This window comes from Streptomyces sp. 2-1 (assembly GCF_048564895.1).
GTDB classification, from domain to species: Bacteria; Actinomycetota; Actinomycetes; order Streptomycetales; family Streptomycetaceae; genus Streptomyces; species Streptomyces phaeochromogenes.
Map to the genome: position 1 here is coordinate 11,357,298 of NZ_CP183383.1, position 25,998 is coordinate 11,383,295.

Sequence of the window (25,998 nt, forward strand, 5' to 3'; positions counted from 1 at the left end):
GACCTCCGCTCCGGTTGAATCCCCGTCCGGTCAGCCCCTGCCCCGCCAGCGCCCAACCCCATCAGCGGCCGACAGGGTCACCAGCGTGAGACCCGGCGAAGTCCCGGACCAGCATCAGGAGTTGCTCGGGCGTCTCGAGGACTGCGGCAGATGCCCCGTGCCCTGCAGCGGGAGAAACTCCGTGCCGGGGATGGCCCGTGCGTACGCGCGGCCGTAGTCGATGTTCACCACCTCGTCGCTCGCACGCCAGGCGACAAGTGTCGGATGGGCGATCCCGGCCAGGCGGTCGGTCAGGGTGGGATCGGCCATCGCGTGCGGGCCCGGGTAGACCTGTAACGCGACACGGTTGGCCGCCATGACAGCCCTGCGCTGGTCAGAGACGTGAGTTCCAGAGAGGCCCAACTGACACTCCCCTGCAGACTGGCACCCACCGGGTCATCCGATGGCCGACACCTGCTAGATGTGTCACGTTCCCGGTGCGCAACAGGTAAGACCAGCCGGCCCGGGCGAGCTCGGCGTACGCGTCGCGCTGGTGCCGACGGCGTACGGCCTCGACCGGCCCGCGGTAGGCGCTTCGCGCTTGGGCACGTCCAGCCGCGTATGCGGCTGCGGCGGCGAGGACAGCGGTGGAGGCGGTGAGGAACGGGGATCATGCCGCGTTCGTCTGTGCCCGAGTACGCTCTGGCCGCCCCGCCCGCCTGGCCGTTCACAGAGGTTCGTCGTGGCCCGAACTGAATGGTCAGGCGCTCGTTTGGTCTGGCGACTTCTCTGAACTGGCAGCTGAGCCGTACATCTGACGGTGCGCAATACCCTGTCTGGGACAGCTGGCCGGGCGTCACCGCTCGCCACCGCCTGATCACGGTGGAAGACGTCGATGTTGTCGGTGCGCTCTGCCACAGTTCTCGGGTACCGGTGTGCCAGGCGGCGTGAAGGCGGCGAGCACCGTGCCCGTGATGTGGTCGGCTGCGCGGTCGGAGGTGAGGCGGCCGGCGCGGATCTCTTCTGCCGCGCTGTGCATGACCGTGTGCAGGACGTTGACCAGCAGCGTCGTGGGTTTTCTCGTTGCTCCGCAGCGTGGCCGATGAGTTTGTGGCTCTGGGCCGGTCCAAGCTCGTAACACCCTAGGAAAGGACACCGTCATGTCGGAGCTTCTCGTCGACTTCATCACTTCCCTCGACGGCTACGCATCGGGAGAGGGATGGCCCGGGTTCTGGGGCCTCGAGGGCCCGGAGTACCTCGCATGGCTCGGTGAGCAGCCCGAGGTCACCTACCTGATGGGAGCGAACACCTACCGCCTGATGTCGGGCTTCGCCGCAGGCGAGGTCCCAAGTGGCCAGGACGAGTTCAGGCCCGAGGAAGAGGCGTCCGTCGACGAGCTGACGCAGGCGTCCAAGGTGGTGTTCTCCTCCTCACTCGAGGAGCCACTGACGTGGGCCAACTCCACACTTGTCCGCGACGACGCCGTCGAGGCTGTCCGCGTCATGAAGTCGAGTGGCTCGGGGCTTCTGAGCACGATCGGCAGCCTCAGCCTGTGCCGGTCCCTGCTGCGAGCCGGACTCGTCGACCGCTTCCGGGTCGTGATGTTCCCGGTGATCACCGGGGCCACGGGCGCAGAACGCATCTACGACGGCTATCCGGACGTTGCCCTCGAGATGATCGAGCACCGCACCTTCGACGGCCGCATCCAGCTGGTCGAGTACAAGCCCCGCGTGCTCGAGCACCCGCCACTCGGCGTCCCTGCGTGACGTCGCACCGTCGTCAGCCGGCCTGGACGGCCGCCAGGCCGGCGCCGGCGGCTTCGGTCGCTGGGCCCTCACACGCGCAAGCTGTCCTCAAGTAGCGGAGGGTCAGTCGGTCATGGCGTCGCGGACCAGCGCGGTGTCCACGAACTGTTCGAAACGGACGATCAGGGCGCCGCGCACGACGAAATGGTGGGCGACCCGGACGTCGATGTTCTTGCCAGTGGCCTTGTTGGCCGCCGTGTAGCGGGCGAGGACGACGACGTTCTCGCCGTCGACGACGTAGGTGTCGTCGTGGGCGGTCCAGCCGTCCCACTCCTTGCCCAGCTGCTCCATCACGTTGGTGGTGACCCCGTCGGGGGTGCGGTAGGTGCCGGCCAGGGGGAAGCCGGCCATCTCGGTCCACTCCACGTCGGGGGCGAGGGTGGCGCGCAGGGCCTCCAGGTCACCGGCCGCGGAGGCCAGGTACTGGCGGCGTACGACGTCGGCGGGGGCTGTGGACGTTGCGAAGTCGGTCATGGTCAGCCCCACTTCATTTCGCCCTTGGCGACCTTGGCGCCGATCTGGGCGGCGATGAGCATGCCGTTGTCCGGGTAGCGGGCGATGAGAGCCTCGGTCAGCGCGGCGCCGTCGGCGGCCTTGCTGAGCTCCTCCTCGAAGGCGAGCAGATAGTCGCGGGTGGCGGAGATCCCGGAGGCGTTGGCCGGGGCGTTGGGCAGGCGGTGGCCGGGGACGACCAGTTCCGGCTTGAGGGCGGCCATTTCGTCCAGCAGGGTGACCCAGGCGGCGCGGTCGTCGCGGGTGGGGGTGTCGGCGACCCAGACGTGCTCCTGCTGGAAGAGCAGGACACCGCCGAGGAGGGCGCGGTGCTCGGCCTGCCACAGGTAATGGCGGTCGGGCAGTCCCGCAGGGCCGCCCTTGAGCTCGAAGCGGTGTCCTTCAAGGGTGAGGTCGCCGGTCAGGGGCTCGAGGTCGACCAGGCGCGTGGGCAGGTTCGGGCCGAGGGCCTCCCAAGCCTTGAGCTTGCCCTGGTAGGAGTGCTGGATGTGCTCGATGACGATCGGGGTCGCGACGAACTTCGCGTCGGGGAAGGCGTCGGCGATCACCTCGGCGCCGAAGTAGAAGTCAGGGTCGGCGTGGGAGACGAAGACGGTGGTCAGAGTCCTGCCCGAGTCGAGGATCTCCGCGGCCAGGCGGTGGCCGTCGGCGCGGGTGAAGGCGGCGTCGACCAGCAGCGCCTCACTCTCTCCGGTGACGAGGGTGGCCGTCTTGTTCTTGCTGCCGGCCGGGAAGTCCACATCGAAGATTTTGAAGTCGAGGGTGCTCATGCTTGGTGCTCCTTGCGGGGATGGGGATGGCGCAGTCAGGAGAGAGGGGCGAGTCGCCTGTCGACCTCGTCGACGGTGGCGCGGCCGTGAGCCAGGACGGCGACGCGGTCGCCGTCGAGGCCGAGCAGGGTGGGAAAGCCGGTGACGCCCAGCTCGGCACAGCGCCGGAAGTCGTCCGCCGCCGTGTCGTACGCCTCGGGGGAGTCGAAGGCGGAAACCACAGCGTCGGCGTCAAGGCCGGCCTCTTCGGCGACCTTCCGGTACGTGGCGGGCTCGGACAGGCTGAGGCCGTCGACGTAGAAGGTCCGCTGCAGGGCACCGGCCAGCTCGGCCGCCCGGTCGGGGGCCATCCGGCGCAGGGCGGCGACGCCGCGCGCCGCGTCTTCGGAATCCATCACGAACGAGCCGTCGGCGATCAGCCGGTTGTACCCCTCACCGAACTCGGCGCCGGTGAGCTCGGCGATCTGGGCGTTGGCGCCCTGGACGTAGCCGAACTCGCGGATCGGGACCCGGCGCGAGCCGGTGAACAGGCCACCGGAGATCACCTGCACGGGAAGGTCCGGGTGGCGGGAGACGACTTCGCGCAGAGTGGGGGAGAACCCGTGCGACCAGCCGCAGTAGGCGTCGAAGGCGTAGACGAGCTGCATCGAGAACCTCGGCATCGGGGTGGGGGTGCTCGCCGGGTGCGAGCGGTTCACCGAGGACAACAGTATCTGACTAGTCAGATATTCCTGAGTCCGACTGTCAGGCGATTCACCCTGCTCCATGTGTCGGCGCAGCTCATGAATCCAGCACGAACCCGAAGTCCAGGAATGACATGGCCTGCGATCATTCGGACGCATCTCGCCTTGGGGCCGCGCTGCCCGCGCAGGGAAGATCGCCGGGAGCAGGCCCACAGCCAGGATGACGTGCGCCATGACGCGGGGGCGCAGGTCATCCTGGCTGTGGGCCTTGGAGGCCGTCGCCGGTGCAGCAACGCATGCGGGGAGAAGCCGGGACAGCCCACAACTCTCAGGGAAGCCGGGGCAGTGCGTCCCGTGCCGTGTGGCTCAGGATGCGAAGGTCTTCGGCGAACCGGTCCCGGTCCTCCACCGGGAGGGGCGCCAGGAAGTAGCGCCTGATGTTCTCGACATGTACCCGGGACGCGGAGACCACCGTCTCCTCGCCAAGCGGCGTCAGGCGCACCAGCCTCCCGCGCCGGTCACCGGGATCCTCGACGCGTTCGACCAGGCCGGCCGCCTCCATACGGTCCACCAGACGCGTGGCGCCGCCTGTCGTGAGGACCTGCTCCTGGGCGACGGCCCGCATCGACAGCCCCGGCTCCCCCGCCCTGCCCAGGATGAGCAGCACCTCGAACATCAGATGGCTGATACCGCAGTCCACCTCCAGAGCCCTCCCCAGGATGTACTCCAGCCGGTTCGCGGCCCCCTGCAAGCGCCCGAAGGCCATGATCAGCGCGTTGTTTGCGGCGTCGCTCGACGTCGAGATCTCCGTATGCTCGTCCACGCTCCTGACGCCCTTTCCCATTCCTGCTTCCATCCGCCCACCGATCATGCCGCACGCTGAGCGGCGGGTCTGCCGACTTGGCTACCGGCCCTGGGTAAGCCGGAACGCTCCGGGGGGCACACCGGTGTGGCGGGTGAAGAACTTGCCGAAGTTGGTGGGTTCGGGGAAACCGAGGCGGCGCGCGATGGTCGCCACCGGCTCGTCGGTGTGCGCGAGCAGCCGCCTGGCCTCCAGGGCGACGCGGCCGTCGATGACGTGTTTGACGGGTTGTCCGGTGGCGGCCATGCAGGCACGGGTGAGGGTCTTGACGGCGTAGCCGAGGCGGTGGGCGTAATCGGCGGCGCGGCGGGTGATGGCGTAGGAGCGTTCCAGCTCGGCGCGGAAGCGGGCGTACACCTCGCCGCCGGCGCGCGGGTCGTCGCCGCCGCCGGGGTGGGGCAGTCGGTCGATCTGCAACAGCACGGTGGCCAGCAGAAGTTGGAGGATCTCCGCCGAGACAGTGGATTCCGGGCGGTCGTACTCGGCCCGCAGCTGACCCAGCAGGGTCGATAGGCCCGCGTACGCAGGGCTCGCGCCGAGCTGCCAGCATGCTGACCCGTACCACTCGTTCACCAGCCGGTCGGCGCTGCTGGAGTGCGGGGGAAAGGCCGGCGTGAACAGCAGATGCGTGCCGTTCGCGGTGCCGGGCCGGATGAAGCGCTGGACCTGGCCCGGCCGGACCCACAACAGGGTGCCTGGGCGTACGGGGTAGGTCACGAAGTCGATCGCATGCTCCCCGCTGCCCTCCGTGATCAGGGTGAGGGTGTGGAAGTCCACCCGGTGCACCAGGTCGGGCCGCCTCCCCCGCCGCCGCCGTCGCTCGTGCAGGGTGGCCAGATCGATGATCTCGAAACCCGGGACCCGTTCCTCGGGCGGGTTGAAGTCGAGCCGCAGGATGGCGCCGCCCCGGGAGGGGTCGCCGTCACCGAGGTCCACGGGAATCACCACGATCTCCAGATGTCCTCGTTTTACCATACCGCGTCTTCAGCGTATCTCGCCTGCCTGCGCTTTCGCGACGAAAGTAGAGGTCGTCAAGGCGGCGCAGGGTCGCCTCCACCTCCAGGAGTTCCTCATGAACGGCACGGTCACGGTCCTCGACAAGGGCGCGGTGCGCATCCACAGCTACATGTCCCCGGCAGACACCTTCCACACCACCACCCAGCTGGTCGAGACCCCGGCCCGCGTCATCGCGATCGACGCCCAACTGCTGCCCGCCTACGCCGACGAGGCCATCGCCTACGCCAAGGGGCTCGGCAAGCCGATCGACCGGCTCATCATCACCCACGCCCATCCGGACCACTACAACGGTGCCGCCCGCTTTGGTGTCCCTGTCCACGCGCTGGCCCAGGTGCGCGAGCAGATCATCGCCCGCGGTGACAGCCATCTGCCCACCGGACAGGTCATCCCCCTCAGCGAGTTCACCCCGTCCGTGGCCATCATCCCGGGCACCGAGGTCATCGACGGCGTCACCTTCGTCCTCGAGGCCGTCTCCGGTGGCGAGGCCGCCGACGAACTGCTCATCAAGCTCCCTGACCAGGGCGTCCTGATCGCCCAGGACCTCGTCTACAACAACGTCCACCTCTACCTGGGCAACAACGACATCACCGGCTGGCACCAGGCCGTCGACGCCCTGGACGCCGAGTCCGGCTACGACACGATCCTCGCCGGCCACGGCACCCCCACCGGCCCGGAGGTCTACCAGGACATCCGCCACTACCTCGACGACGCGCGCCAGTTGCTCGGTGACGACGGCGAGGCGTACAAGAAGGCGATCGTCGACAAGTACCCGGCCCACGTCGGCCCGTTCATCATTGACATCGCCAACCGCTCACTCTTCCCGGCCGGCAACTGAGCACTGCCGGCGCTTACCGCCCGCTGCCGCGCGAATCCGGGGCAGTTCGCGCGGCCCGCTTCCCCTCTGCTCATCGCCCCGGGTTGTTGGACTACTTCTCTTTTTCAACTCACGCATCACGTACGGAGACCCGTCATGTCTCACACCCGCTTCCCCCGTTCCCGTGCCGCCGCTATAGCAGTCGCGTCCCTCCTCGTGCTGGGTGGCGCCGCCCCGGCCCTGGCCGCTCCCGGCGCCGACCACCACCACGTCACCGGGACGCACCACCGAGAACCACTACCGACCAGTTACACACTGCCCGGCGACACGACCTACCCCGAGGGCATCGCCCGCCAGCAGGGCACGCCCTTCTTCTACGTCGGCAGCACCAGCGACGGCACCGTCTACCGCGGTGACATCCATCAGGGCGCGACCAAGGTCTTCCTGCCCGGCGGCAAGGACGGACGGACCTCTGTCGCGGGCATGAAGACCGACCGGGCCGGACGGCTCATCGTCGCCGGCGGCGCCACCGGCAAGGTCTTCGTCTACGACACCCGCACCCGCGCCCTGCTGCACGTGTTCGACACCGGCCGCACCGACACCTTCCTCAACGACGTGGCCCTCGCCCCCAACGGCGACGCCTACATCTCCGACTCGATCCACCCGACGCTGTGGCACATCACCGCCGCCGAGCTGAATGGCAAGCAGGTCCAGCAACCGCTGCACGTGGGCGTGGACCTCACCAACTCCCCGATGGTCTACGACGACGGCTTCAACGGCAACGGCCTGGTGGCCACCGGCGACGGCCGCTACGTTCTGCTCGCCGACTACAACGACTACGCCTTCTACCGCGTCGACCTGCGCACCCACCAGGTCGTCCCGATCGACCTCGGCGGCGCCAAGGGCATCTCCGGCGACGGCCTCCTGCTGAGGGGCAACACCCTCACCGCCGTCACCGAACTCGACCACCCCGACGGCCAGATCGGCGTCCTCAAGCTGAGCCACGACTACGCCAAGGCCGAACTCGTGCGTACGGTCCACGGCCACGGCATGCACAGCCCCTCCACGGCCGCCGTCGACGGCCACGATCTGCTGATCGTCAACTTCCAGTTCCAGATCACCAATCCGGTGCTCCCGTTCAACGTGGTGCGGGTCCACGTCTGACAGCCACCAGGCACAGCGCCAGAAACGACACCATCCTCATGAAGATCACCATCATCGGCGCCGGCAACATGGCCCGAGGCATCGCCACCCGCGCCCTGGCGGGCGGACACACGATCACCGTCACCACCAAGGACCCCGGCAAGGCCGTACGACTTGTCGACGAACTGCGCGGACGGGCAACCGGCGAAGGCCGGATGGCCGCTGCCGACGCATCGGCTGTAGACACCGCGGACATCGTGGTCCTCGCCGTCCCGTTCGACGCCGCCAAGCAGCTCGCCAGCGCCTACGGAGACCGGCTCAGCGACAAAGTAGTGATCGACATCAGCAACCCCGTCGACGCCTCCCTCGACGCGCTCGTCGTCACCCCGGGCACCTCCGCCGCCGAAGAGATCGCCGAGGCCGCCGGACCGGACGTACGTGTCGTGAAGGCGTTCAACACCACGTTCGCCACGACCCTGATCGCCGGAGAGGTGAACGGCACTCCGCTCGACGTGTTCATCGCTGGCGACGACGAGGCCGCCCGTAAGCAGGTCGCCGACCTGGTCACCTCCGGCGGGCTGAACCCGGTCGATGTCGGCGCGCTCAGGCACGCCCGCCAGCTGGAGGGCTTCCAGCTGCTGCACATGGCCCTGCAGATCCGCGAGGCGGGCCACGGCTGGGCCAGCTCGATCAAGATCGTCGCTCCCTGAGCCGTAGCAATACCACCCCATCGAGCCCTACGGCCGGCCTGCGCCCCTCGTTCGGCAGTGGACCGTCAGCAGAACCCCACCAGGAGAACCACCTCATGCACGTCCGTACCTCCCTGACCACGCTCGCCGTCGCCGCGGCCCTGCTGGCCTCCGTGGCCACCGCCACCGCTGCGACCCAGCCCCTCTCGGCGCCGCGCATCACCAACCACTTTCAGCTGGCGGCCTCGCAGCAACCCGAGAACATCACCGTCGACCGCACCGGGGCGGCGTACCTGACCTTCTCCTTCGCCCGGCAGATCGTCCGCGTCACTCCGGGCGGCCGGCCGCACGTCCTGGCCACACTGCCCGCCCCCGCCAAGGAGAACACCCCCAACCTGGGCAAGGCGTTCGTCGGGGATATCGCCCGCGCCGACGACGGCACCCTGTACGTCACCTACGCCAACGGCACCGCCGACCTCACCGGCGTCTGGGCTGTCAGCCCCGGTGGCCGCCCGCGCCGTATCGCTGCCCTGCCCGCCGACGGACTCCCCAACGGCCTCGCCCTCGACCAGCACACCGGCAAGCTCTACGTCACGGACTCCGTGCACGGCGTCATCTACCGCCTCCCCGCGCGCGGCGGAAAGGCCACCGTCTGGGCCAAGGGCAGGCAGTTGGAGCCCACCACGTTCGCCGGCGCCAACGGCCTGAAGCTGCACAACGGGGCCGTCTGGGCCACCAACCTCGACCGCGGCACCGTCCTGCGCATCCCGGTCACCGCCAAGGGAACCGCCGGAAAGATCCAGGTCCGGGCCACAGGCATGCCGTCCATCGACGACTTCGCGTTCACCGGCCACGGCGACACCCTCGTCGCCGCCCGCGACGACAACCAGGTCGACCTCGTCCGCCCCGATGACACCCACACCACCGTCCTCACCCCGGCCGACGGTCTTCAGACCCCCACGTCCATCGCAGTCCACGGCAGCAAGGTGTACGTCCCCAGCGCCGCCTACATGACCGGCAAGGACCCCAACCTGCTCATCGCCCGCCTCGGCCGCTGACGCGGCCGGCAGGACGCATCCCACCGGCGCCGGTGCCGTGCCGACCGCACGGCACCGGCCCGTGCACGACCGGCAGCACAGTGATCCGCACGACCCGCTCTCCCCGACAGCCCTGGAACCGACATGTCCGAACCCTCGCCGACCGGCAGCGCCGGGACAGCACACGCCCTCCACGCGCCGTCCCCGGACCGTCATCCGCGCCGTCCGCCCCTCGTCCTGGTCCTGGGCTCCCTGGCCGCGCTCGGCCCGCTCACCATCGACCTCTATCTCCCGGCCCTCCCTCAGGTCAGCGGAGATCTCCACGGCTCACAGGCCGTCACCCAGCTCACCCTGACCGCCTTCATGACCGGGATCGCCCTGGGCCAGCTGGTCATCGGGCCCCTCAGCGACACCCTCGGCAGACGCCGCCCCCTCCTGACCGGACTGACCGTGTACGTCGCGGCGAGCCTCCTGTGCACCGTCGCCCCCAATCCCACGGTCCTCATCGGCATGCGCCTGGTCCAGGGCCTGGCGGGCGCCGCCGGGATCGTCATCGCCCGGGCCATCGTCCGTGACCTGTACGACGGACTCGGCGCCGCCCGCCTGCTGTCCTCGCTGATGCTCGTCTCCGGCACGGCACCAGCGAATGCCTTCCCCGACACTGCGGGCAATTCCGCAGCTCGTATAGCACGCGGCGCTGCAGTTTCCCAAAAGATTCGCTGACCGGTGCTCCCCCTGCTCCCGTCGAGCCATCGGCCACTTCGCGGATTCCCCGGCCGCCGCTGCGGCATGCAGAGAAAGATGGTCCGTTCTGACCCGGCGGTCGCGCGCTGTGCGCCCCACGCCCCCCGGCGACCCGGCTGGCTTCGACAGGTCTGGGGTCAGCCCCTAGTCGCCCGCACTCGGTCGGGTGAAGGCACCGCAGCAGCGGACCGCACCCGGCAGCCTGGGCGGACGCCGCACGACTCATCGCGACTCGCGGAAATACCCTGGGCTTATAGAAGTTGCGCGGATAGGGGCGGTTCACGGTGGTCGGCTTGGGCTGTTATCCGAGCATGGGTGCTCCAGGTGCGGCGGATAAGGCTACGCACGGTTCGCCTTCAAGTGGCCCTGCACTTGGATGTGCTCGCTCAGCAGTCAACGTGTTCTCGTGGTCCGGTCGTGGCCACGACCTGTCACGGACTCAGATGCTGCGATGAAGGCTTGCACGAGGGGACGGTTGTCTCCTCGGCGGGTGGCCATGAAGATCCGGCTCGCGGTGGGAGGCCCTTCGAGTTCGAGACGTTGGGCGCCTGCGGGGAGCAGCGTCGTGACGCTGTAGGGGGCGATGGTGACGCCAATGCCGGCGGCGACGAACATGATGATGGTGTGCCAGTTCGAGCACTCTTGCGCGACCTGGACGTCGATGCCGGCGTCCCGCAAAGGCTGTGTGTTCACGTCGAACGCTTGAGCTCCTGCTGTACGTGGGAACAGGATCAGCGGGTCAGTGGCCAGCGCCATTGCTTCCGCATGGTCGCTGCTTGCGGCGGGGTGTTCTGTGGGGATGACGGCGACAAACCGTTCCGTCGTCAGCAGGGAAAGGGCGATGTCGTCTCGCTCCTCAGCATCCCGCACGATCCCGACGTCGGCTGTGCCCCGCTCCAGGGCCGCCAGGACGTCGACGGTGAAGCCGTCGTGCAGCTTGATCTGGACGTCTGGGCGGCGGCGGGAGAATTCACGGAGCTGTTCGCTGACGATCGCGGTGGCGGAGGTGATGAAGGCGACATCCAGGCGGCCGGCCTCGCCGCGCCCGACACGGCCGGCCTCGTCGAGGTCGGCCGCCAGACGGCCCAGAAGGTCCCTCGCCCGTGGCTGGAACGTCGCTCCTGCCTCTGTGAGGCGGACGCTTCGGGAGGTCCGCCGGAACAGCTCAACACCGACAATCTTCTCGAGCTGCTTGATCTGCTGGGACAGGGCTGGCTGAGCAATGTTCAGCCGCTGGGCGGCACGGCCGAAGTGGAGTTCCTCAGCCACAGCCAGAAAGTACCGCAGATGGCGGAGCTCGATTCGCTGATCCATAGTTCAAACTTATCGATAGAGGCTACCGCTTGTATTGGACATATGAGTGAGTGGGGCCGGAGGCTGCTAACGAGAAGCTGCACCGGAAAGGAAACTCGCCTCATGCCGTACACCTCTGCCCCGACCGTGGTCTCCTCGATTGCCTCACAGAGTGATGCCGACGCGTTCCGCGCGTTGAACGAGGAGTGGATCTCGCGCCTGTTCACGCTGCAGGAAGAGGACCGGGCGGTTCTCGGAGATCCGTTCGGCCGCATCGTGGGCCCGGGCGGCGACGTGCTCCTGGCGCGCGAGCCGGGCAGCGGCACCGTCGTCGGGTGCGTCGCACTTCTTGCCTACCCGGACGCCGTGTTCGAACTGGCGAAGATGACCGTGGCCCCCGCCGCGCAGGGACGCGGCATCGGCCGCCAACTCGTAGCCGAAGCGATCGACCGCGCCCAGGCACTCGGTGGGGCTCGGCTGTTCCTCGGCACGAACAGCAAGCTGGCTCCCGCCATCCACCTCTACGAGGAAGCCGGGTTTGTGCGGATCACCCGCAACTGTCTCCCGGTGGCCGACTATTACGCCCGCGCCGACACCCTCATGGAACTGAAGTGACGCCCCGGCCCGGAGCCCGGGATCTGCCTCGCCACGGCTGTCTTCGCCAGCACGTTGGTTCCCCCGCCGCCCGCAGCACGCGATACCTGTGCCAAGTCGTGGCCGGACCATCTGGGCGGCTACCTCGACGACACCCCGCACGGGCCGACTGCACTGGACGCGAGCCCGCTGAAGGGCCCTGAGTGGCCGCGGTAGAGGATGAACTCTCCCGTCACGTGCGCGGCCCGGCCCATGGCCTCCCGCCGCGTGGTGGCCGTGCGCCCTAGTCTGGGGAACTCCTCTTCCGTAAGCCATGCCCGTTCTGATCGAGTGGGACGGCCTCAGCCGACACTGCCCCGATGGCCCGGCGCCACCGGCCCACCTCTCCAGCCGACCACTGATTCACCCACAAGTCGCGACTTAAAGATCTGGTGATCATGGAGTGGCGGCGCTCTGTGATCACTGGGAGACCCGTGCCCACGCTGCCCTCATGGCTGACCGAACACTCTGGTACCAATTCCAGGCGCTGCTGCCCGAGCGGCCCGAGTTCCACCCGCACCATCCGCTCGGCTGCCACCGCCGGCGCATTGGCGACCGGATCATCTTCGACAAGATGCTGCAGTTACTACGCTTCGGCTGTTCTTATGAGGCGATCGCCGACACGACCTGCTCGGCCACCACGATCCGCGACCGTCGCGACGAGTGGATACGACTCGGCGTCTTCGCCAAGCTCAAGCAGATTGCGCTGGAGTCCTACGACCGGATCGTCGGCCTCGTCCTCGACCAGATCGCCGTGGACGGCTCCATCACCAAGGCACCCGGAGGCGGCGAGGCCGCCGGACGTTCACCAGTCGACCTCGGCAAGCAGGGGCTGAAGCGCTCGGGCATGACGGACGGATACGGCATTCCCCTCGGCCGTGTCCTGGCCGGAGCCAACCGACATGACTCTCCGCTGCTCGCCCCAACCCTGGATCGCCTCAACGACCTTGGCCCGCTGCCCGACGACGTCACCGTGCACCTGGACGCCGGCTACGACTCGGATAGGACCCGCACGCTGCTCGACGAACGCGGCCTGCGTGGACGCATCAAACATAAGGGGGAGAAAGCGCCCATCCAGGCCAGTCGGCGTTGGCACGTGGAGCGTACTCACGCCTGGCAAAACGCCTTTCACCGCCTCGCCCGCTGCTACAAGCGGCGCGTCACCGTCATTGACGCGTTCTTCGACCTCGCCGACACGATCATCACCGTACGTAGCCTGAACCGACAGGCGTGGACGACTCACCGCTGGGACGAACGCCCGAACCGCCGACCATGACCACACGCCTATCCGTGCGGCCTCTAAGACAGACCTAACGGAGTCCTATTGGAGTCGCTGTCAAAGGACAGGATGCCGATGCATGGCGTATGCGGAGTCTGCTGATCTGTCGCAGCGATTCCTAATTCCGTTCGTCAAGCCGCGGGGTATGCACGAGGCGGGGGCAAGGAGGTGTCGGAGCGCGGTAGTGTCCGTTTCTCCGACTGGGGAGGGCTCATGGCGACCAAGTGGAGCTTGACGATCGACTGCGCGTACCCGGGGAAGCTGGCCGCGTTCTGGGCGCTGGCGCTGGGCTATGCGGAGAAGCCCGCGCCCGCAGGGTTCGGGAGCTGGGAGGAGTGGTTCTCACATCATGAGGTTCCGGAGGACGAGTGGGATGACGGGGCGTACCTCTCGGATCCGGACGGCGCAGGCCCCACCTTGTCCTTCTTGAAGGTGCCGGAGCCGAAGGTGGTAAAGAACCGGCTGCACATTGACGTGCAAGTCGGTGGCGGCCGCGAAACACCGTGGGAGGTGCGCTGGCCGCGCGTGGTCGAAGCGGTGGAGCGGTTGACTGCTGCGGGCGCGACCGTGGTCCGCGAGGACGAGTTGCAGGGCAGGCCGGATCACGTGGTGATGGCAGACCCGGAAGGTAACGAGTTTTGCCTGGTCTGACGGGGGCCGTCAGACTGGCTGGCCCGCGTGCAGCGGGTCGCGTTCTTTCCTGCACGCGGCAGCCCTTGCCAGTGGAGCTGGCTCGTAGCACCGGCCGTCGCGCAGGAGGGCCCACAGGACATTGACGCGCCGACGAGCGAGGGCCAGAACGGCCTGGGTATGGCGCTTGCCTTCGGCGCGTTTGCGATCGTAGAAACGACGGGATTCCTCGCAGTGGCGGATGCTGAACATTACCGAGGTGTAGAAGACCCGTTGGAGTCGGCGGTTGTATCGCTGCGGGCGCCGCAGGTTCCCGCTGATCTTCCCGGAGTCCCGTGGTGCTGGGGCGACACCGCCGAAGCCAGCGAGCCGGTCGGGAGTGCCGAAGGCGCTCATGTCGCCGCCGGTGGCGGCCAGGAACTCGGCGCCGAGGATGATGCCCAGACCCGGCATGCTGGTGATCACGTCGAAGTGGTGGTGCTCGCGAAAACGGGCCTCGATGAGCTTGTCGATCTCGGCAACCTGCTGGTTGAGGTCCATCACCTCCTTCGCCAGGGTGTGCACCATCCGGGCGGTCAGCTTCTCGCCCGGCAGGCTGGTGTGCTGGCGCTCGGCGGCCTCGAAGGCAGTCTCGGCCAGCTGGTCGGCGCGGTGGACCTTTCGGTTGCGGAGCCACGTCTCCAGCCTCTTGCGGCCGATCCGGCGGAAGGCAGCCGGCGTTTGATAGCCGGTCAGCAAGACGAGCGGGCCGGTGTTGGTGACGTCGAGCGCACGCTCCAGACCGGGAAAGATGCCGGTGAGGTGGGCACGGAGCCGGTTGACGGTGCGGGTGCGGTCGGCGACCAGGTCCATGCGCCGACCGGTGAGGATCTTCAGATCGATGACAGTCTCGTCGCCAGCCCGTACAAGGATGCAGATCACTGCGGATACGAGCCTGATCGGCAATAACAGCGGCGTCCTTGGCGTCGGTCTTGCCTTCGCCGCGGTAGCCCTCGGATGCACGGTGAATGGCCCGGCCGGAGAGATTGAGGGCCGACTGATCGTGGTTGAGGAGGATCGCGATTGCGAGGGCGGCTCCGCCGTCGGCCAGGTCGATGCCCCAGGTCACGTTGTCGCCCAGGGCCAGGACGTCGGTGAGGAGTTGGAGGAGTTCGGGTTCGTCGTTGGCGACGCGTCGCGACAGCAGCCGGCGGCCTCTCTCGTCGATGGCCACACAGTGGTGATGGGTCCTACCTGCGTCGATGCCGGCCCAGATCGCGGCCATGTGGTGCCTCCGTGCGGTGGGGTGCTGGTGCCTCCCGACGGACGACCTCGCTGTCGATTCCCTACGGAGCGATCATTCGCAATTCCTAATTGGCAGCCGAGTCGTCGTGGGACGTCGGGCGGTCAATCAATGCCAGCCACAAGCGGCAGAAGGTTGAAAGCCACACCCGACGTCCCTGGGTGGATGAACCATACGAAGGGCTCGCCCGGTCCCGCAGAACAACGTAGGGAAGGTTGAGTGCTTCTCATCGAAGCGTGAGTGGTGAGGGTTACTCAGTTTCGTCTCGTGGGCGGGCGGCGAGGATCGCGACGTCGTCTTCGTACGCACCGTTCGCGAGGCCTGCCAGGAATGTGTCGAGCATTGCGTCGAGTGGGCCGTCCGCTGGCACGCTCAGGGCCTCGAGCGCCTGTACCGAGGCGTCGATGTCTGTGCCGCGTCGTTCCACCAGTCCGTCGGTGTAGAGCAGCAGCGTGGTGGCGCGGTCCATTCGTACGGTGAGTGGTTCGTAGCCACCGAGTCCGGTGCCGATGGGCGGGCCGGCCGGGAGCCACAAGACCTCGATGCTGCCGTCCGGCCGCACGGCAGCGGGCGGCAGATGCCCGGCACTGGCCATTGTGCAGGTGCCCGCATCGGGATCCATGACCGCGAGGAGACAGGTGGCGAGGCGGTCAAGCCCGAGATGCGCGACCTGGCGGTCGAACTCGCCGAGAATCTTGTCGACGCCGGCGACGGAAGCGGCAATGGTGCGCAGTAGGGAGCGGTACTGGCTCATGGCGACAGCGGCCTGGAAGCCGTGGCCCATGACATCGCCCATGACCAGCAAGGTGCGGGATTCCGGCAGGGGAATCGAGTCGTACCAGTCGCCGCCGACCAGGACGCTGTGGCCGGAGGGGAGGTAGCGGGCGGCCACTTCCACAGCAGGGTGGGGGGTGCGCGGTTCGGACAACAGGGCCCGCTGGAGTTCCAACGCCATGGCGTGCTCGTAGCTGTAGCGGCGCGCGCTGTCGATGGAGACGGCGGCCCGGCCGGCCAGAGCCTGGAACGTCACAAGATCGTCGTCGGCAAAGGGCTGCGATGCGCCGGCCCGGCCCAGAAGGACGACGCCGACTGGGCGGCCCGTGCTGATCAGAGGGACGATGAGAAGAGAGTGGATGCCGGCCGCACGGAAGAGCTTGGCTCGTTCGGGTGCTACGGTCACTCTCTGGAACAGTTCGTCCGAGGCCAGATTGCCCAGCCATGGCTGCCCGCTGTCCATGCAATGCCGTGTGGCGACGCCACGGGGAACGTCGACGTACGGTCCTGGTCCGCCCATCTGGCGCAGTAGCCATTCCATCCCAGGGGGCGCTGAACCCGCCATCTTGCGCAGCCGCAGGAAGCCAGGAGGAGGCGGGGGAGCCCCGGTGAACTCCTCCTCGACGATTCCCACCGCGGCCATGTCGGCCAGCGAGGGGGACAGGAAGTCCACCAGCTCCTGGCACGTGGGTTCGATGCCGAGCGTGGTGCCGACTCGCGTGGCCGCGGCATCCAGCAGGGCAAGTCGTTGATGCGCGGTCTCCAGGTCGTCCAGATAGCGGCGCAGACTGCTGATCTCCACGCCGATCCCGTACAGGCACGCGCCCTGTCCCGGCAGATCCACCCGGTGATAGACCACCCGCCAGAGCCTTTGGCCCACCGGCGAGGAGACCCCGGTCGTGCCTGAGATGGTTGCCTCCCGCGGTTGCCCGTCCGCGAGGACCTCGATCAGGACGTCATCCGGGCTCTGGAGGTCCGGCAGCACTTCCCCGAGTGTCCGTCCCAGGAATGAAGAGGCGGGGATGCCACTGACCCGAACCCATGCCGGATTAACGTATAGATGGCGCAGCTGCGCGTCGAGAACAACGATAGGGGCCAAGGTGCCCTCTACAAGCTGACGCGCCGGAAGACCATCGCCCTCCGGGAAGTTCCACTGCGGCATGGGGTTCTTACCGTTCACAGGTTCCCTCTCGCTGTCTTCCCTGGAGCCCATGCATACCCCGTCGATGGAGTGACCTCTCCCGGTGAGATGAGCCTCCTCCGCGAACGTTGAATCCGGGTCATGCAGCACCGAGAGGCTTGCGGGACCCCCTTGAGCAAGGGCCGCACAGCCACACGCCGCTGGAGTCGCAGGGACCGCCTCTGTCCAGCGTTCGACGTACTGCCCTGACCTGCGCGCCCGACCATCGTTGAGAAGAACCATCAGCCCTCAGTCTTCGCAGAGAACCACTCAACCTTCGCTGCGAGTCCGAGCGCCACGATCCGCAGATCCCCGTTTGGGTGCGAAGCGAGGGGGCCAGCTGCAGGGAACTGTCAATGACCGACCTGGAGCTATTGCTTCTGGCCAGTCCAGCTTCATTACTCGCCGGTGGAGCGATCCCCCTCCGCCGTCCTGGAGCCGGTTGCCTCTGCGGCTCCACGCGGGGCTTGAAGGGTGCCGCGGACTCCCGCGTCTGGAACGCGCAGCCAGTGGTTCCACAATTCAATTGTTTGGATTACCAGAAGACTGCAAACAGCGTGATCATGCTGTCGGCGGCGGCTGCCGTCACCGAGGGGTGCAGCGCCTTCAAGCCTCCGCTGGCGCCGCACGAGCACTCCGTGCTGGTGCGGTGATTCGACGCGGCATCCAAGGCGCTGAACAGGCGCTGGGCATCTCGCAGGTTCGATGCTGAACTGGCGGGCGAGGGCGTGGCCGAGGTCTTCGAGACGATGGCGCCCCGGCACGTGGAGCGCGGGCGGGCGCAGCTGCCGCGGTACGCTCTGCAGCTCACGGCGACCGACACCGGCGCCGCGTGGATCTACGGCCCGGGAACGCCCGTGGTCGCTCACCGCCTCCGTGGAAATCCTTCGGCTTCTGTTGTGGGGTTGGCTGCCGGCCGAGGACGGGGCCTTCGCCTGGGAGGGTGACCGGCAGGCCTGGCGACGGATCCTGGAGGGGCCCCTTGACCGCTTGATTCGTGTGAACGGCCTTGCGCGGGGCCTTGTTGGCCGATGGCCATGCCGGGGACGTAAGTTGAGCGGATGTCAGGGGTGGTGTTGATCCTGTTGCGGTCGGGGAGTCCGCGAACCGCCTCCACCGATGAGGCCGTAGGGCGCCTGCTGCGGTCCTTCGCCTGATCCGTTGACATACCGAGGAAGGGAACGCGCCGTGCCGCACATGCTGAACCTCTGGCGTCAGCAGCTGGGAAAGGTACCAGAGTCCGTCTGGCAGGACACCGAACTCCAGGTGCTGATCCTCGCGGACAACGGGCTCATCGACCTCCCGCCCGAGATCGGACATCTGCACCGGCTTGCCACCCTGGACCTCGGCCACAACCACCTGTGGACAACGTCGAGGTGCTGGGGCTCAGTTCCCAGGAAAAGGCGTGGTGTACTGAGACGTTCGGGGTCCCGGAGCACGACAACGACTTGTCCGAACTTTCGGATGCGCTGGGAGCGTTGACCCGGCTGCGGGTCGGGCGGATCTCTCCGCGCCGGCCCTCACGTGGGATGTGGTGACCGTGTCCGGCGGAGGCGAGGGTGTGCGGTTCGACTGCGGAACGGCGTCGGTCAGCTGACCTGGTCGTACCGGCCGAGGAAGCGGAACTTCCCGTCCTTGACCTGGTACAGGAAACTCGTGTTCTCGGGTCTGAGTCCGTGGGTGATGTCCTGGGTGAAGCGGATCGGCTTGGCCACACCGTCGTAGCTGAGTTTGAAGAGCCGTTCGGCGACCTGCCCGGGGGTGATACCGGCGCCGCCGCCCTGGGCGTCCAGGGAAGCGGCGATCAGACCCACCGCGTCGTATGCCTCGGCGGCCCAGCGGGCGGGAGGCGCGCCGTAGCGGTCGCGGTACGCGGCGGTGAAGGCCTTGGCGGCCTTGCTGTCCGACGACTGCGGTTCGCTGTAGGGCGCTCCGAAAACCCAGCCCTCGGCAGCCTCGCCCGCGGCCTCCGGAAAAGCCGGGCGCATGACGGATTCGAAGGTCACCCGGGGACCGGTGAACCCCGCGGTGGCCAGGGCGCGGGCACAGGCCGCGGCCCGGGTCGGCGAGGTGCCCGCGTAGACGACGGCCTCGGGGTGCCCTGCCAGCGCGGCGGCGACGGCGGGGCCGAAGTCGTCCGTGCCGGACGCCACCGGGTGGATCGTGGCGGTGCCCTCGCTGGGCGGTGTCTCGCGCAGGGCGCGGGCGGTCTCGGCCATCCCGGGCGCGGCCTGGTCCTGGACGACGGCGGTGCGCTCGACCTTGCGGACCCAGGTCAGGTAGGCGAGCACCGGCATGGTCCGGTACCTGCTCGGGGCCGTGGTCACGCAGAGGGTGCGTTCTGTGGCCGAGGACAGCCCCAGGATGTCGTAGTCGGCTGAGACGAGCAGGACCGGCACCAACGCCTCCCCGTACAGAGGGACCGCTGCGCGGGCGGCGGCGACGGTGGTGGGGCCGATCACCGCACACAGGGACCGCTCACCGAGCAGCTTGCGGGCCCCTTCCTTCGCCCGCCCGGCCTCGCCCCTGTCGTCGTACGAGGTGAGAGCGAGCCGGAAGCGGGTGTCCTTGCGGGCGTTGTGGGCGGCCACGGCGAGCCTGGCTCCGCGCCCCTGGGCCAGTCCGGCCTCTTTCTGATCACCCGTCAGGGCGGCCTGGAAGCCGATGACATGGGCGGGCAGATTCTGCGCCGCGCCGCTCTGCGCGGTGTCCTGACGGTTCGCCAGCAAGATAGCGGCGCCGGTGCCGGACGCGGCGAGGACCGCGGCGGCCGAGCCGCCGATGGCGAGGATCCGACGCCGGGAGGGCGCGCGTCCCTCGTCGACGACGGTGGGCTCCAGTGGGGCCGTGGGTCCGCTCTGCCGGGGCGGCGGGTCCAGGGCACGGGCTGAGCGGTCGGCTACCAGGCGTAGTACGGCGGAGGGGAGCCAGTCGGCCGGGAGGGCGGGGGTGGGGGTGAACTCCTGCGCAGGGGTGGTCTGTTGATGGGGAGCGGCCTGTTGACCGGGCCCGGTCGTCGTCTGATCGACATCCCGTAGGGAGCGGGCGAGTTCGGCCGCCGTGGGTCGCCCGGCGGGGTCCTTGGCCAGGCAGCCGGTGATCGCCGTACGCAGCTGGAGCGGCAGCCGGCCGAGGCCGGGCACGTCGGGTTCCTCGTGCACGGTGCGGTACAGGACGGCGGCAGGGTCGCCGAGGCCGAAGGGCCGCTGCCCGGTGAGGGCGTACGCCAGCACACAGCCCAGGGCGAAGAGGTCGCTCGCCGGGACCGTCTCGCCGCCGGTCCGGGCCTGCTCGGGGGCGAGGTAGCCGGGGGTGCCGACGAGTGCGCCGGGCTCGGTCAGCGCCGTGACGCCCGGCGACTGGGCGATGCCGAAGTCGATCAGCCGGGGGCCGTCGAAGGCGAGCAGGACGTTGCCCGGCTTGACATCCCGGTGCACCAGGCCGGCACCATGCACCTCGGTCAGTGCCTCCGCCAGCCGGGCGCCGAGCGCGGTGGCGGTATACGGCGTCAGCGGGCCGTGGCCGTCCACCGCTTCGGCCAGGGAGGGCCCCGGCACGAACGCGGTGGCCAGCCACGGCTCGCGGGCCTCGGCGTCTGCGTCGGTGACCGGCACCAGCCAGCGGCAGGTGAACCCCCTGGCCAGCCGCGCCTCGCGCCGGAACCGTTCCCGGAAGGCACGGTCGGCTGCGTACTCGGCGCGGATGACCTTCAGGGCGACCAGGGACCCGTCGGCGCTGCGGGCCAGGTAGACCACGCCCATGCCGCCCGCGCCGAGCCGGGCGAGCAGCCGGTGCCCGCCCAGCTCACCGGGGTCCCGCGCATACAGCGCCCGCATCAGTCCAGATCCTCCGGTTCCACGGCCCCGTCCAGCCTCTCCGGTTCCCGCCGCGTCAGGTCAGGTTCCGCTGACGTCCAGGACGCCCGTGTAGGCGAACCGGCCGTTCTGGACGCGGTACTGGTGGAGCAGTTGCTGCTTCATCCGCTTCTGGTCGTCGAAGGCGTAGGTCGCGGCCACCCCGGTGAACCGGGCCGCGGCGAGGGCCCGGGTGAGCCGGTCGTGGGTGGGACGCTTCCCGCCCTTCGGGGCGAGGGCGGTGAGCCGGTCGGCGAGCAGGCGCGTCACGTCGTACGCCTCGGCCGCCCACGGGCCCGGCGCGTTGCCGTAGCGCTTGCGGTAGGCGGTGGCGAAGGCGCTCACGGGTGCGGCTTCGGGTCCGATGTACGACGTCAGCACCTGCCAGCCCTCGGCCGCCTGGCCGGCCCCGGAGATGAAGGCCTCGGTTGCGGAGGCGGCCTCGAGGTAGCGGGGCCCGGTGAAGTTCCGCTTCGCGAGGGTGCGGGCGACCGCGGCGGCACGTTCGGGTGTGCCGATGTAGTAGAAGCCGTCGACACCGCGGCCGAGCATGTCGTCGGTGACGGGTGCCAGGGCGCTCGTGCTCGCGAGAGCGGGCACCACGCGTAGGTACAGCTCCATCCGGCCGCGTGCCTGCAGGCCGGTCACGATCACGGACTCCATGCCGGCCAGCCTGCCCGCCCGGTCGCCCAGCAGGCCCAGCTTGCCGACACCCCCCGCGCCGAGTGCCTTCACGGTGGCGAGGGCGCCGTACGCGGACAGCGACGCTGCCCGGAAGTACGAGCGCGGGGCGGTGCCGGCGATGGCCGACTGCGCGGCACTGGTCGACAGCTCCGACACCGTCAGGAGTGGCATCCCGGCGCCGTCGTAGACCTCCAGCGCGGCCAGCGTCGAGGAGTAGCCGGTGGGGCCGAGCACGGCCAGGACATCGGCGGCGCCGGTCAGCCGCCGCGCCGCCTGGACCGCGCGGGCCGGCTCACCCCGGTCGTCCTCGGTCCGCAGGGCGAGGGTGAACGGCCTGCCCTTGCGTGCGTTGAACCGCTCCACCGCCAGCCGCGCGCCCCGCTCCTGCGCCCGCCCGGCCTCCCGCAGTGGGCCGGTCAGATCCGCGTGGAGGCCGATGAGCCAGGGGCTGCTCGCGGTCGGTGTCCCCGGGGCGTCGTCGCGCAGCGCCGCCCACAGCGCGGCCCCGCCACCCGCCAGGAGCAGCGCCGCGCCGCCGCCCAGGGCGAGGACCCTGCGGCGGCTGTGCCCCGAGGACTCCAGGGACTCCTGCGACACCTCAGTGGGCTCGATGCCCGGCAGAGCGAGCATCTCCGCCGACCGTTCGGCGATCATCCGTACGACCGGGTCGGGCAGCCAGTCCACGGTGCCGGCCGGGGCGTCCTCCACAAGTGTCGCGTCCACCTCGGCGGCAGTGGGCCGCTGCTCCGGCTCCTTCGCCAGACAGCGGCCGAGCAGCGTCCGCAGCTCGGTGTCCGCTACACCGTCCAGCTCGGGCTCGTCGTGCACGGTGCGGTACAGGAGTGCGTCCACCGCGCCGGTGCCGAAGGGCGGGCGGCCGGTGGCCGCGTACGCCAGCACGCACCCCAGCGAGAAGACATCGCTCGCCGCGCCCACCTGCTGCGCCCGCGCCTGCTCAGGAGAGAGGAAGCCGGGGGTGCCGACCACCATGTTGTCCGAGGTCAGCTCAGTCTCGCCGGCCGCCGTCGGGCGCGCGATGCCGAAGTCGATCAGACGAGGGCCGTCGAGGGCGAGCAGGACGTTGCCCGGCTTGACGTCCCGGTGCACCAGATTCGCCTCGTGCACTGCGGTCAGTGCGCGCGCCAGCACCTTGCCCAGCACCCGTACCGCACGCTCCGGCAGCGGTCCGCAGGCCGCGACCGCTTCCTCCAGGGAGGGGCCGGGCACGAACGCGGTGGCCAGCCAGGGCGCCGCCGCCTCCGTGTCCGCGCCGAGCATCCTTACCACCCACGGGCTGTCGACCTGCCCGGCGGAGGACGCCTCGCGGCGGAAACGGGCCCGGAACTCGGCCTGGTCGGCGTACTCGGGCTGGATCACCTTCACGGCGGTCAGGTCGCCGGTCCCGGTGCGGGCCAGGTAGACCACGCCCATGCCGCCGGCTCCCAGGCGCCCCAGCAGGCGGTTGCCGCCGAGACGGGAGGGGTCGGTGGGAAGCAGTCGCTCCATCACTCGCCGCCCTTCTTGTCCTGGACGCCGGCACTCGTGGGACTGCCTGAGCTTCCGGGCGAGGGAGTCGGGTCAGGTTCGGGTGAGGCGGAGCCGGCATCGGTGGGGCTTCCGATCGCGTCCTGCACCCGCAGCAACATCTTGACGGCCACATCCACCTCGCTCGTCGAGTCTTCCTGACCTCCGCACGAGGACGCGGAGATCACGACCGAGCCGAACACGGACTGCGTCCACGAGTAGGGGTACGGCCCGCCCCGGGTGTCGCTGACGCACGCGCCCGACTCCGACAGCGAGTCGTCGCTGGACGTGTTGGCGCTCTCGCCCCACGCGACGGCCACGGAGGAGAGATCGGTCAGCCGCTCGCCCGCCCGCAGGGTCTGCTCCGGACAGCCGATGCCCTCCTCCAGCATCCCCGCCTGCTCCCAGGCGGCGTCCAGCGCCGTCCGGTGCACCGTGACCGTGACCGACAGCCGAACCGGCCCCCCGGCACCGCTCGCGGGCACCTCGAAATGCCGGGTGAGCGTGGCCAGTACGTCCTCCGGCAGCCCCTCCCGCTGCCATGCGCAGTCCTCGCCCAGCACGGCCCAGGTGTTCGGGTCGCTCTCGTACGGCGTCCCCGGCGCAGCCCCCGACCCGGCCAGTTCCGGATCGGCGATCACCTTCCGGACGAACGCCCGTGCCTCGGCCGCGGTGCGCGGCTGCTTCGCCGGGTCCGCCTGTTCGGTCGGCGAAGCCGCGGGCAAGGCACCGGCACCGGTGACCGCATCCGTGTCGGTGGACGACCCGGTCTCCGCGTCACCATCACTCCGGGCGACATCCGGACTCGACCCCCGCGTCGTCTCCCCGCCCGGACCGCTGCCGCCATCCGTACAGCCGGCCAGCAGCGTCGCGCACGTCAACACGACCCCGCAGACCAACCGGGCCTTCGCATACGTCACGATCTCTCCCCTCGTCGCATGCTCACCCTCCGGTTCCAACGCTCCACGTGACGGCCGCCGCGCACGCCCGTGTCATGTACCGATGCCGCGCCGGTACCGCACGGTTCCCTCAACACCCTGTTTCCTCACGGTAGTTCAGAGTGCTCATGATGTACGGGACATGCCTCGTGAACTGTCGGCAACCGGTGACGCCGGTGCTTCGCCGATGGCCTGCAGAAGCTCGGCCGACAGCAAGTCGGGCGCAGCATGCGCTTCCCTGCCACGTTCTTCTGTTCAGCCCGGCGGGTCGTACTGGCAGCTTGAGAATGAAGCGGAGCCGCCCCGGAGCGAGCGCCACCAGGACGGCCCCGAGGACGGGAACCTTCAGGTGTTGGGTGGTCAGAGAGGGGCGACGTTGTCGTGAACTGATTCGGGGACCGGCGAGGGGGGCTCACCTTTTTGCGTGAGAACGGCGCTGGCGAGGGTGAGGTTCGTGACCAGCTGCCTGAACTGCTCAATTTCGGCGGTCTTGCACTTGACCGTGAGCCTTTCTCATCCTCATTCCGAGCTGGCCAGATGGAGGGTGAGGACGCCTTGGACGAGGCTCGTGATCCGGGTCGTCGAGCAGCGGAGTTTGCGGGGGATTCGCCATGACTTGAGGGTGGCAATGGCTTGTTCGACGAGTGCCCGGACCCTCGCATGCGACCGGTTGACGGCCTGCTGACCGGCGGAAAGGGTGTCCCACCGGCTGCGGTAAGGGAGGCGGACCGTGCCGCCTGCACCCTGGTAGCCCTTGTCCGCCCAGCAGTTGATGCCCGCCTCGGCGAGAGCGTCGATGATGCCGTGTTCGCGTGCGGCCCGGACGTCATGAACGGCACCCGCCAGGGCCGGTGAAGCCCAGAGGAGACGACCCTTCGGGTCGGCTATGACCTGCACGTTCATGCCGTGCTTCTTGTGTTTGCCCCAACGCCGGTAAGTTACGGGCCCGTCGGCTGCGGCGACTGAATGGTGATCTTGTATTCCGCCCTGCTCAACGGCGTTCTGCTTACGGCCCGGGCGTACGCGAGAGTGCCTTTGCGTTCGCGGGTCTTGGTACGTCCCCGGCGGTCCAGGCGGGGACTGGACCAGATCTCGTGGAAAACGTCGAGGAGTGCTGGCGGGGTGGCGCGGCCGACGCTGCGCACGAGCGCGCGGAGCGTGACGGTGAAGGAGATGCGGTCCGGGTCCACAGGGGCGTCATCGGGGTTCTCGCGCGCTGCGCGGGCCCGGATGATCTGCACGATCTGGTAGACGATGAACAGCGCGTACAGTTCCTGGGCGATGCCGTTGGGTTCAGTCGAGCGCAGCACGTTCCGTATCCCGCTCAGGTGGATCTTCAGGTCGGCATAGCCGGTCTCGGCTTCCCAGCGCTCCGCGTACAGCTTCACGATCTGTAGCGCCGGGGCCGTGACGTGGTCGAAGAGGGTAGTGATCAGCAGGTAGGACTCACTGCGGGACTCGCCGTGCTCGGGGACGGCGGTGATATCGGCCTGGATGACGCGGATGGGTATGCCCGCGTCCTGCCGGACGCGCACTCCGCGCCGCTGGGGGCACACGCCCTTGGCCCGGGCCCTGGCGATCAGGTTGGGAGTGATCTGGTTGGCGGCCGGCAGATGCGAGAGGTACGAGCCGTCGGGAAAGCGGCGCAGGACCGGAAGCCGACGGTTGGCGATGGCCCGGATGATCAGATCGGCACCGGTGGCGCGGACGGTCGCGACGTGTGCGGACCTGGAGAAGTAGCGGTCCGCCAGGACCAGCATGCCCGCGCGCAGGCTCCCGCCGTGCACCAGACCCCCAAGATGCCTGCCAGGCTTTACGTCTGGGTCGGGGCAGCTGAAGCTTCGTGACACACGGGGATGGCTGTTCGCGTG

At 69.0% G+C, this 25,998-nt stretch carries 22 protein-coding genes and 3 pseudogenes; 11 read left to right on the forward strand and 14 right to left on the reverse strand.

Annotation, left to right across the window (positions count from 1 at the left end; genetic code table 11):
- Window positions 1-114 precede the first annotated feature (114 nt).
- Complete coding sequence (locus ACN20J_RS49435; RefSeq protein WP_419668729.1) at window positions 115-357, reverse strand: alpha/beta fold hydrolase; 243 nt, start codon at window positions 355-357, stop codon at window positions 115-117.
- Between the two features lie 782 nt (window positions 358-1,139).
- On the opposite strand from ACN20J_RS49435, the gene ACN20J_RS49440 reads away from it, so the two are divergent.
- Window positions 1,140-1,745, forward strand: coding sequence for a dihydrofolate reductase family protein (locus tag ACN20J_RS49440; protein WP_419664830.1), 606 nt, complete (start codon window positions 1,140-1,142; stop codon window positions 1,743-1,745).
- 102 nt (window positions 1,746-1,847) lie between these two features.
- Here ACN20J_RS49440 and ACN20J_RS49445 read toward each other — a convergent pair whose 3' ends face one another.
- From ACN20J_RS49445 to ACN20J_RS49465, 5 genes are all read right to left on the reverse strand, one after another.
- A complete protein-coding gene (locus tag ACN20J_RS49445) occupies window positions 1,848-2,258 on the reverse strand; it encodes a nuclear transport factor 2 family protein (RefSeq protein ID WP_419668730.1) in 411 nt (136 codons plus the stop codon).
- A gap of 2 nt (window positions 2,259-2,260) precedes the next feature.
- Window positions 2,261-3,067, reverse strand: coding sequence for an MBL fold metallo-hydrolase (locus tag ACN20J_RS49450; RefSeq protein WP_419668731.1), 807 nt, complete (start codon window positions 3,065-3,067; stop codon window positions 2,261-2,263).
- A 35-nt stretch (window positions 3,068-3,102) separates the two neighbouring features.
- Window positions 3,103-3,714, reverse strand: coding sequence for a DsbA family protein (locus ACN20J_RS49455; protein ID WP_419669097.1), 612 nt, complete (start codon window positions 3,712-3,714; stop codon window positions 3,103-3,105).
- A gap of 364 nt (window positions 3,715-4,078) precedes the next feature.
- Window positions 4,079-4,516: a MarR family winged helix-turn-helix transcriptional regulator gene (locus ACN20J_RS49460; protein ID WP_362001396.1), complete on the reverse strand. Its 438-nt coding sequence runs from the start codon at window positions 4,514-4,516 to the stop codon at window positions 4,079-4,081.
- A gap of 138 nt (window positions 4,517-4,654) precedes the next feature.
- On the reverse strand, window positions 4,655-5,587 hold the full coding sequence (locus ACN20J_RS49465; RefSeq protein WP_419668732.1) for an AraC family transcriptional regulator: 933 nt from the start codon (window positions 5,585-5,587) through the stop codon (window positions 4,655-4,657).
- 97 nt (window positions 5,588-5,684) lie between these two features.
- On the opposite strand from ACN20J_RS49465, the gene ACN20J_RS49470 reads away from it, so the two are divergent.
- The 5 genes from ACN20J_RS49470 (at window position 5,685) to ACN20J_RS49490 (ending at window position 10,035) form a co-directional block, all read left to right on the forward strand.
- A complete protein-coding gene (locus ACN20J_RS49470) occupies window positions 5,685-6,464 on the forward strand; it encodes an MBL fold metallo-hydrolase (RefSeq protein ID WP_361920196.1) in 780 nt (259 codons plus the stop codon).
- 135 nt (window positions 6,465-6,599) lie between these two features.
- Window positions 6,600-7,607: an SMP-30/gluconolactonase/LRE family protein gene (locus tag ACN20J_RS49475; protein ID WP_419668733.1), complete on the forward strand. Its 1,008-nt coding sequence runs from the start codon at window positions 6,600-6,602 to the stop codon at window positions 7,605-7,607.
- 38 nt (window positions 7,608-7,645) lie between these two features.
- On the forward strand, window positions 7,646-8,296 hold the full coding sequence (locus tag ACN20J_RS49480) for an NADPH-dependent F420 reductase (protein ID WP_189845672.1): 651 nt from the start codon (window positions 7,646-7,648) through the stop codon (window positions 8,294-8,296).
- 95 nt (window positions 8,297-8,391) lie between these two features.
- Complete coding sequence (locus ACN20J_RS49485; RefSeq protein WP_419668734.1) at window positions 8,392-9,333, forward strand: SMP-30/gluconolactonase/LRE family protein; 942 nt, start codon at window positions 8,392-8,394, stop codon at window positions 9,331-9,333.
- Window positions 9,334-9,456: 123 nt separating this feature from the next.
- A complete protein-coding gene (locus ACN20J_RS49490) occupies window positions 9,457-10,035 on the forward strand; it encodes an MFS transporter (RefSeq protein WP_419668735.1) in 579 nt (192 codons plus the stop codon).
- Between the two features lie 414 nt (window positions 10,036-10,449).
- Here ACN20J_RS49490 and ACN20J_RS49495 read toward each other — a convergent pair whose 3' ends face one another.
- Window positions 10,450-11,370, reverse strand: coding sequence for a LysR family transcriptional regulator (locus ACN20J_RS49495; RefSeq protein WP_419668736.1), 921 nt, complete (start codon window positions 11,368-11,370; stop codon window positions 10,450-10,452).
- 102 nt (window positions 11,371-11,472) lie between these two features.
- On the opposite strand from ACN20J_RS49495, the gene ACN20J_RS49500 reads away from it, so the two are divergent.
- The 3 genes and pseudogenes from ACN20J_RS49500 to ACN20J_RS49510 all read left to right on the forward strand — a co-directional run bounded on the left by ACN20J_RS49500 (window position 11,473) and on the right by ACN20J_RS49510 (window position 13,912).
- Window positions 11,473-11,964 carry a GNAT family N-acetyltransferase gene (locus ACN20J_RS49500; protein WP_419668737.1) on the forward strand — a complete coding sequence of 164 codons (492 nt, stop codon included), beginning with the start codon at window positions 11,473-11,475 and terminating at the stop codon, window positions 11,962-11,964.
- Between the two features lie 452 nt (window positions 11,965-12,416).
- Window positions 12,417-13,258 (forward strand): annotated as a pseudogene (locus ACN20J_RS49505) (IS5 family transposase).
- A 216-nt stretch (window positions 13,259-13,474) separates the two neighbouring features.
- Complete coding sequence (locus ACN20J_RS49510) at window positions 13,475-13,912, forward strand: VOC family protein (protein ID WP_037744795.1); 438 nt, start codon at window positions 13,475-13,477, stop codon at window positions 13,910-13,912.
- A gap of 9 nt (window positions 13,913-13,921) precedes the next feature.
- Here the strand turns inward: ACN20J_RS49510 and ACN20J_RS49515 are convergent.
- Together ACN20J_RS49515 and ACN20J_RS49520 are read right to left on the reverse strand one after the other, a co-directional pair.
- Window positions 13,922-15,155, reverse strand: a pseudogene (locus ACN20J_RS49515) (IS110 family transposase).
- Window positions 15,156-15,423: 268 nt separating this feature from the next.
- The gene (locus ACN20J_RS49520) at window positions 15,424-17,127 is read right to left on the reverse strand and encodes a SpoIIE family protein phosphatase (RefSeq protein WP_419668738.1); all 1,704 of its coding nucleotides are present in this window, start codon (window positions 17,125-17,127) and stop codon (window positions 15,424-15,426) included.
- 356 nt (window positions 17,128-17,483) lie between these two features.
- Between ACN20J_RS49520 and ACN20J_RS49525 the strand changes: the two genes are divergently transcribed.
- A complete protein-coding gene (locus ACN20J_RS49525) occupies window positions 17,484-17,780 on the forward strand; it encodes a hypothetical protein (RefSeq protein ID WP_419668739.1) in 297 nt (98 codons plus the stop codon).
- Window positions 17,781-18,324: 544 nt separating this feature from the next.
- Complete coding sequence (locus ACN20J_RS49530) at window positions 18,325-18,609, forward strand: leucine-rich repeat domain-containing protein (RefSeq protein ID WP_419669098.1); 285 nt, start codon at window positions 18,325-18,327, stop codon at window positions 18,607-18,609.
- A 107-nt stretch (window positions 18,610-18,716) separates the two neighbouring features.
- Here ACN20J_RS49530 and ACN20J_RS49535 read toward each other — a convergent pair whose 3' ends face one another.
- The 5 genes and pseudogenes from ACN20J_RS49535 to ACN20J_RS49555 all read right to left on the reverse strand — a co-directional run bounded on the left by ACN20J_RS49535 (window position 18,717) and on the right by ACN20J_RS49555 (window position 25,914).
- The gene (locus tag ACN20J_RS49535; protein ID WP_419668740.1) at window positions 18,717-20,963 is read right to left on the reverse strand and encodes a bifunctional serine/threonine-protein kinase/ABC transporter substrate-binding protein; all 2,247 of its coding nucleotides are present in this window, start codon (window positions 20,961-20,963) and stop codon (window positions 18,717-18,719) included.
- A 60-nt stretch (window positions 20,964-21,023) separates the two neighbouring features.
- Window positions 21,024-23,171, reverse strand: a complete 2,148-nt coding sequence (locus ACN20J_RS49540; protein ID WP_419668741.1) for a bifunctional serine/threonine-protein kinase/ABC transporter substrate-binding protein — start codon at window positions 23,169-23,171, stop codon at window positions 21,024-21,026.
- Complete coding sequence (locus ACN20J_RS49545; RefSeq protein ID WP_419668742.1) at window positions 23,171-24,109, reverse strand: hypothetical protein; 939 nt, start codon at window positions 24,107-24,109, stop codon at window positions 23,171-23,173. The genes ACN20J_RS49540 and ACN20J_RS49545 overlap by 1 nt, the downstream gene beginning before the upstream one ends.
- Before the next feature lie 537 nt (window positions 24,110-24,646).
- Window positions 24,647-25,054: pseudogene (locus ACN20J_RS49550) on the reverse strand (transposase family protein); the annotation flags it as partial.
- 11 nt (window positions 25,055-25,065) lie between these two features.
- Window positions 25,066-25,914, reverse strand: coding sequence for a transposase (locus tag ACN20J_RS49555; protein WP_419668743.1), 849 nt, complete (start codon window positions 25,912-25,914; stop codon window positions 25,066-25,068).
- Window positions 25,915-25,998 lie beyond the last annotated feature (84 nt).

Excerpts from the sequence above, each read along its gene's own strand:
- ACN20J_RS49435 (WP_419668729.1), bottom strand. The coding sequence starts at position 357 with ATGGCGGCCAACCGTGTCGCGTTACAGGTCTACCCGGGCCCGCACGCG.
- ACN20J_RS49440 (WP_419664830.1), top strand. The coding sequence starts at position 1,140 with ATGTCGGAGCTTCTCGTCGACTTCATCACTTCCCTCGACGGCTACGCA.
- ACN20J_RS49445 (WP_419668730.1), bottom strand. The coding sequence starts at position 2,258 with ATGACCGACTTCGCAACGTCCACAGCCCCCGCCGACGTCGTACGCCGC.
- ACN20J_RS49450 (WP_419668731.1), bottom strand. The coding sequence starts at position 3,067 with ATGAGCACCCTCGACTTCAAAATCTTCGATGTGGACTTCCCGGCCGGC.
- ACN20J_RS49455 (WP_419669097.1), bottom strand. The coding sequence starts at position 3,714 with ATGCAGCTCGTCTACGCCTTCGACGCCTACTGCGGCTGGTCGCACGGG.
- ACN20J_RS49460 (WP_362001396.1), bottom strand. The coding sequence starts at position 4,516 with ATGGCCTTCGGGCGCTTGCAGGGGGCCGCGAACCGGCTGGAGTACATC.
- ACN20J_RS49465 (WP_419668732.1), bottom strand. The coding sequence starts at position 5,587 with ATGGTAAAACGAGGACATCTGGAGATCGTGGTGATTCCCGTGGACCTC.
- ACN20J_RS49470 (WP_361920196.1), top strand. The coding sequence starts at position 5,685 with ATGAACGGCACGGTCACGGTCCTCGACAAGGGCGCGGTGCGCATCCAC.
- ACN20J_RS49475 (WP_419668733.1), top strand. The coding sequence starts at position 6,600 with ATGTCTCACACCCGCTTCCCCCGTTCCCGTGCCGCCGCTATAGCAGTC.
- ACN20J_RS49480 (WP_189845672.1), top strand. The coding sequence starts at position 7,646 with ATGAAGATCACCATCATCGGCGCCGGCAACATGGCCCGAGGCATCGCC.
- ACN20J_RS49485 (WP_419668734.1), top strand. The coding sequence starts at position 8,392 with ATGCACGTCCGTACCTCCCTGACCACGCTCGCCGTCGCCGCGGCCCTG.
- ACN20J_RS49490 (WP_419668735.1), top strand. The coding sequence starts at position 9,457 with ATGTCCGAACCCTCGCCGACCGGCAGCGCCGGGACAGCACACGCCCTC.
- ACN20J_RS49495 (WP_419668736.1), bottom strand. The coding sequence starts at position 11,370 with ATGGATCAGCGAATCGAGCTCCGCCATCTGCGGTACTTTCTGGCTGTG.
- ACN20J_RS49500 (WP_419668737.1), top strand. The coding sequence starts at position 11,473 with ATGCCGTACACCTCTGCCCCGACCGTGGTCTCCTCGATTGCCTCACAG.
- ACN20J_RS49510 (WP_037744795.1), top strand. The coding sequence starts at position 13,475 with ATGGCGACCAAGTGGAGCTTGACGATCGACTGCGCGTACCCGGGGAAG.
- ACN20J_RS49525 (WP_419668739.1), top strand. The coding sequence starts at position 17,484 with ATGACCGACCTGGAGCTATTGCTTCTGGCCAGTCCAGCTTCATTACTC.
- ACN20J_RS49530 (WP_419669098.1), top strand. The coding sequence starts at position 18,325 with ATGCTGAACCTCTGGCGTCAGCAGCTGGGAAAGGTACCAGAGTCCGTC.
- ACN20J_RS49535 (WP_419668740.1), bottom strand. The coding sequence starts at position 20,963 with ATGCGGGCGCTGTATGCGCGGGACCCCGGTGAGCTGGGCGGGCACCGG.
- ACN20J_RS49540 (WP_419668741.1), bottom strand. The coding sequence starts at position 23,171 with ATGGAGCGACTGCTTCCCACCGACCCCTCCCGTCTCGGCGGCAACCGC.